The organism is Streptomyces sp. CB03238 (assembly GCF_002099185.1).
Classification (GTDB): domain Bacteria; phylum Actinomycetota; class Actinomycetes; order Streptomycetales; family Streptomycetaceae; genus Streptomyces.
Map to the genome: position 1 here is coordinate 24,870 of NZ_NBCN01000045.1, position 6,000 is coordinate 30,869.

4 protein-coding genes are annotated in these 6,000 nt (G+C 70.7%); 3 read left to right on the forward strand and 1 reads right to left on the reverse strand.

The window, feature by feature from the left end; translation table 11 throughout:
• Positions 1-80 precede the first annotated feature (80 nt).
• On the reverse strand, positions 81-1,544 hold the full coding sequence (locus BKD26_RS38080; protein ID WP_084898949.1) for an N-acetylmuramoyl-L-alanine amidase: 1,464 nt from the start codon (positions 1,542-1,544) through the stop codon (positions 81-83).
• 138 nt (positions 1,545-1,682) lie between these two features.
• Here BKD26_RS38080 and BKD26_RS38085 point away from each other — a divergent pair, with 138 nt between their 5' ends.
• The 3 genes from BKD26_RS38085 to BKD26_RS38095 all read left to right on the forward strand — a co-directional run bounded on the left by BKD26_RS38085 (position 1,683) and on the right by BKD26_RS38095 (position 5,898).
• Positions 1,683-2,435, forward strand: a complete 753-nt coding sequence (locus BKD26_RS38085; RefSeq protein WP_084898950.1) for a TIGR03089 family protein — start codon at positions 1,683-1,685, stop codon at positions 2,433-2,435.
• Between the two features lie 104 nt (positions 2,436-2,539).
• The gene (locus tag BKD26_RS38090; protein ID WP_084898952.1) at positions 2,540-3,913 is read left to right on the forward strand and encodes an LCP family protein; all 1,374 of its coding nucleotides are present in this window, start codon (positions 2,540-2,542) and stop codon (positions 3,911-3,913) included.
• Positions 3,914-4,149: 236 nt separating this feature from the next.
• Positions 4,150-5,898: an LCP family protein gene (locus BKD26_RS38095; protein ID WP_084898954.1), complete on the forward strand. Its 1,749-nt coding sequence runs from the start codon at positions 4,150-4,152 to the stop codon at positions 5,896-5,898.
• Positions 5,899-6,000 lie beyond the last annotated feature (102 nt).

Here is a 6,000-nt window from a genome sequence, read left to right on the forward strand (position 1 = left end):
TCGATGGGCCACATCGGTCATATGACCGATACGACCGGACAGTGTATGCAGACCGTTCGGTACAGCCGTCCCGGTCGTCGTCACCGGCCCTGGTACTTGGCCGACGCTTTCCGGGCCGTGCCGAGCTTGCCGTAGAGCCGTGTGCCGGGGCAGTCGGTCAAGAAGCCGTCCCGGTGCCCGGAGATGACGTTGAGTTTGACCTTCGTGCCCTTCTTGTACAGGTTTCCGCCACCCGACGTCAGCGTGGCCTTCCCCCGCGGATCCTTTCCGTACAGCCCGAGCTTCCATGCCGTCAGCCGCGCGACGGCGGTCACCGCCGCCGAGGGCGGGGTGGACTGACTGTACGTGCCCAGGACCGCGATGCCCATGCTGTTGGTGTTGAAGCCGCGGGTGTGCGCGCCCAGCACCGCCTTGGCCACGCCTCCTGCCCGGCCTTCGTAGATGTTTCCGCACTTGTCGACGGCGAAGTTGTAGCCGAAGTCACGCCAGCCGCTGCTCTTGACGTGGTAGCGGTAGATACTGCGCAGAACGGAGGGGGCCTGCTTGCAGGTGTAGTTGTTGCCGGTGGCGCTGTGGTGGACGAAGGCCGCCTGGACGGACTTGGTGTAGACGAAGTTGCGTTCGCGCAGCTTCTCGTCCGCGCCCCAGCCCTTGCGGGTGATGATGCGCGGGCGGGGACCGATGTACGGCTTGGAGGCCATGGCCTCGTCGCCGAACTGGTCGGCGAACGCCGCCTCCGTCTCGGCCTTGGACAGTTCGGGGATCTCGGTCGCGCCGAGCGGGACGAGTTCGGCGTTGACGGCGGAGGCGGCCGACTCCTCGGGCGTCAGCGCCGGGGCCGGCGCCTGGCCGCTGGTGGTGCCGGTGTCGGTGCCCTCGGGGACCTCGGGGCCCTGGGCGGTGTCCTCGCTGGCGGGTTCGGTGCTGGGCTCGTCGCCGGGGTCGACGAGCTCGATGCGCATACCGCGCGGCAGGGACGCGGGCGCGGCGCCGGAGCGGGGGGCCTCGGCCCGTACGCGTACCTCGACGCCGTCCGAGGCGCCGACCCACAGCGGGGCGGTGGAGCCGCGTACCGTGCCGGAGTCGCGTTCGGGTGTGCCGGGGTCGGCGGCGTGGGCCTGGTTGTGGGTCTCGACGGACTGCCAGCCGGACCAGGTGCGGGAGCCGGTGGCGCGGGTACGGACCTGGACCGAGCCGTGGAGCTCGGCGTCCGGGTCGTCCCAGACGACGCCGACCAGCGAGAACGGGCGGACGTCCCGTCGGGCCAGCCCCTTCAGCGCGGCGCCGCCCGCCCGCTCGGAGCGGAGGGTCACGAGCGGCAGTGACTGGGTGGAACCGGGGACGGACACGTCTCCGGCAGGGGCGGCGGAGGTACGGGACGAGGCGGCGACGGCACCGGACGGGCCGTACGCGCCGGGCGTGGTCGTGGACGCGCCGGGCGACGACGCCGTCGGCGGGGTCGACGCGCTCGCGGGGAGCGACAGCGGAAGGACGAGGGCCGCGGCGCACGCGACGCCGATCGAGGATGCAAGGTAGGCACGCATGAAGCCGATCCTGTGCAGGCCGGGCGCGGTTCGCCCGCCGGGGAACCACCCGGAAACTGACGGTCCATCGGTCCGACCGGTGGACGCCGTCACCGGTACGGCCGACCCCGCCCGCCCCGCGCGCGTACCCTGGCGCGCGTGAATGCCAGCGACCGTACCCCCGCCGACCTGCTGCGATCCGCGCTCGCCGCGGACCCGGCCCGCCCCTTGGTCACCTACTACGACGACGCCACCGGTGAACGTGTCGAATTGTCGGTGGCCACCTTCTCCAATTGGGTGGCCAAGACGGCCAACCTCCTCCAGGACGGCCTGTCCGCCGAGCCCGGCGAGCGGGTCGCGCTGCTGCTGCCGGCGCACTGGCAGACCGCCGTCTGGCTGGTCGCCTGCTCCTCGGTGGGCGTCGTCGCCGACGTCGGCGGGGACCCCGCCGCCGCGGACCACGTGGTCGCCGGGCCGGACCGGCTCGACGAGGGCCTCGCCTGCCGGGGCGAGCGCCTGGCGCTGTCCCTGGCGCCGCTGGGGCGCCGCTTCCCGACCCCGCCGGCCGGGTACGACGACTACGCGGTGGAGGTCCCGACGCAGGGCGACGTGTTCGCCGCGTACGCCCCGGTGGACCCGGACGCCCCGGCGCTCTCCGTGGGCGGTACGGAGCTGACCGGCGCGGAACTCGCGGACCGGGCACGCGCGGACGCGCGGCGGCTGGACCTGGCGAGCGGGGCGCGGCTGCTGTCGGCGCTGCCGTACGACACGTGGGAGGGGCTGTCGGCGGGGCTGTACGCGCCGCTGGCGGCCGGCGCGTCGGTCGTGCTGTGCCGGAACCTGGACCAGCTGTCGCCGGAGGACCTCCAGAAGCGGGTCGAGAGCGAGCGCGTCACCAGCACTCTGGTGTGAAGTGCACCCGTCCGGCGCACGGCGGGCCGAGTCCCCCGGGTTCCGGCGCCGTCCGCGATGGATGATCGGACTCACACCCCTCGTGTGAAGGACGGACGGACGACGTGACGGACAGCGCTGGTACGCCCCCGGAGCCGGACCCCCCGACAGGGGCGTCCGGTCCGGGCACCCCAGCCGGTTCCGGCAAGGGCCGCTCGCCCAGGAGCGGCAAGGGCGGCAAGGGCGCCAAGAGCGGCAGGAAGCGCGGGCAGCGTACGGCGCCGCCCTCCGGCGGCAGGGCGAAGAACGGGACGCGCCCGGCGAAGCAGCCCCCCACCGCCGAGCCGGCCGAGCCGCCCACCACCCTCCACCGCACCGGCTTCCGGCCGCGCGGGCTGCGTGTCGTCGCCTTCGTGGGCGCCGTCGCCGTGCTCGTGGCGGCCGGCGCCGGATGGTGGCTGTACAAGAAGCTCGACGCCAACATCACCACCGACAGCTCCGCCGCCACCGAGCTGGAGCGGTACGAGAGGGAGCGCCCGAGCGCGCTCGTGCGCGGGGCGCGCAACATCCTGCTGATCGGCTCGGACACCCGCGCCGGGAGCGGCAACGCCCGGTACGGCCGCGACAAGGGCACCCAGCGCTCCGACACGACCATCCTGCTGCACCTGGCCGCCCACGGGCGCGGCGCGACGGCTGTGTCCGTACCGCGCGACCTGATGGTGCACATCCCGAGCTGCCGCAAGCGGGACGGCAGCCGCACCACTGCGCAGTTCGCCCAGTTCAACTGGGCGTTCGAGCGCGGCGGTACGGCGTGCACGGTCCGTACGCTGGAGAAGCTGACGGGCATCCGCATCGACCACCACGTGGTGATCGACTTCCGGGGCTTCAAGGACATGGTGGACGCGGTGGGCGGCGTACGGGTCTGTGTGACCGAGCCCATCAACGACCCCGACGCGCGGGTGAACCTGAAGGCCGGCGCCCGGACCCTCAACGGGGAGCAGGCCCTCGGTTACGTACGGGCCCGCAAGTCGCTCGGCGACGGCAGTGACACCGAACGCATGGACCGCCAGCAGCGGTTCCTCGGCGCGCTCGTCAACAAGGTGCAGAGCAATGGGGTGCTGCTCAATCCGACGCGCCTCTACCCGGTGCTCGACGCGGCCACCAAGTCCGTCACGACCGACCCGGGTCTGGACTCGTTGAAGGACCTGTACGACTTGTCGCGCGCCATGCGCAGCGTACCTACCGAAAAGGTGCAGTTCCTGACCGTTCCGCGCCACCCTTACCGTAACAACCCCAACCGGGACGAACTCGTACAGCCTCGTGCGAACAGCCTTTTCAAGCGGCTGCGTGACGACGAGCCGGTCGCGGTCGTGCCCGGCGACGGGCAGAACGAGTCCGGCAGCGAGGAGCCCGGGGAATCGAACAGGCGCAAGAGGGAGCAGCCCTCGGCGACGCCGACTTTCGCGGGCACGAATGCCGCTGTCGGTACCTGCAGATAAATCGCCGCGAGTAAAGCGATACCCAAAGAGGGCGCCACACTGCAGGCGTATTGGGCGGATTGCCCCCTTGTAAGGGGCGTGGAATTTGTCACGGGCGTCGCCCCACGCTGAACTGGGCGGATAGTGTGACGCGATCCGGTGCTCCCGGCCGTGAGGTCGCAGCACTCGAGATCGTGGAACCGAGCGCCTGACGGGGGAGGCGCCTCGCGTGGCACCGACGGAGGACTCAAGCAACCGTGGACGCGCACAGCCGTGGACGGGCGGACGACATCGACCCCGCCGACCAGTGGGTACTCAACCCGCAGACCGGCAACTACGAACTGCGACTGGATCATTCCGCTGGGCAGTCGGCCCCGTCGGCGCAGTCCTCCCGCACCACCCGCCGCCGCGGCTCCACCGCTTCCAGAACCGCCTCCCCGGCGGGCTCGTCCGGCCGCAGAACCGCCGGCGTCCCCGGCCAGCGCAGGCGCCGCGCCCCCGGCGCCCCGGACGCACCGGGCGGCGGCGGTACGCCCCCGGCGGCCGGCCGCCGCAAGCGCAAGCCGCAGAAGTCCCGTAAGAAGAAGGCCCTGATGTGGACGAGCGGTGTGACGGCCGGCATGGTCGTCGCCCTCGCCATCACGGCGTTCGCCTATTACGAGCACCTCAACTCCAACATCAGCACGGTCGACATCGCGGGCGCCGGCAGCGGCGGCTTCAAGAAGGACCAGGCCATCAACATCCTGGTCATCGGTACGGACAAGCGGACCGGCGACGGCAACGAGGGCTACGGCGACAAGAACAGCGCGGGCCACGCCGACACGACGATCCTCTTCCACGTCTCCAAGGACCGGACGAACGCCACCGCGATGTCCATCCCGCGGGACCTGATGACCGACATCCCGGACTGCGAGACGAAGACGACCGAGGGTACGAAGGTGATCCCGGGCGAGCAGGGAGTCCGGTTCAACACCAGCCTCGGTCAGGCCGGCCGCGACCCCGGCTGCACCATGCGTACGGTCAAGGAGATCACCGGGCTGACCGTCGACCACTTCATGATGGCCGACTTCAACGCGGTGAAGACGCTGACGACGGCCATCGGCGGCGTCGAGGTGTGCGTGGCCAAGGACGTCAACGACAAGCAGTCGAAGCTGAAGCTCACCAAGGGCAAGCACATCATCATGGGCGAGGACGCCCTCGCGTTCGTCCGCACGCGGCACGCGTTCGGCAACGAGAGCGACCTGGACCGGATCAAGACGCAGCAGCAGTTCCTCAGCTCGATGATCCGCAAGATGAAGTCGAGCGAGACGCTCACCAGTCCGTCCAAGATGGTCGACCTCGCGGAGGCGGCCACCGAGGCGCTGACCGTCGACACGGGGATAGGAAGCATCAACAAGCTCCAGGACCTCGGCACGGAGCTGGCCAAGGTGAACCCCAAGAACATCACCTTCACCACCCTTCCCGTCATCGACAACCCCGCCGAGACCGTCAAGGCAACGGTGGTCGTCGACGAGGCGAAGGCGCAGCCGCTGTTCTCGATGATGCAGAACGACGTCTCGCTCACCGAGGTGAAGAAGAAGGAGAAGGACGCCAAGAACGCCCAGGCCGCGCTGCTCAAGGGCGCGCGGGCGGAGGCCTCCGAGGTACGCGTGGACGTGTACAACGGCAGCGGCAAGACGGGCGCGGCGCAGAAGACCCTCGACTGGTTGCAGAACGACGAGGGCGTCTTCAGGTCCACGAACCAGAGCAACGCCCCGCAGGAGATCGCCAGGACGACACTGGAGTTCGCGCCGAACCAGGCCGACCAGGCCCGCACACTCGCGGACCTGATGGGCCTGCCCGCCACGGCGCTGAAGCAGGGGACGCAGGACGCCGGGGAGATGGAGCCGATGAAGCTCACCCTCGGCGGGGACTTCAAGGGCGCGGGGGTGCCCATCACCGGTCCGGCGAAGGCGCCGGAGGGTGTGCAGAAAGTAGTGGCAGACAAGCAGGTATGCGCGGAATAACGCGTTCCTGAACGACAGGGGGACCTGGGGTGGGACACAGCAGCGTGCGCGGGGAGGGGACGCGGGAAAGCGTTCCGCACGCCCGTGAAATGGGCTGGGACG

Bases quoted from the DNA above. Each gene is read 5' to 3' on its own strand.
- BKD26_RS38080 (WP_084898949.1), bottom strand. From the start codon at position 1,544: ATGCGTGCCTACCTTGCATCCTCGATCGGCGTCGCGTGCGCCGCGGCC.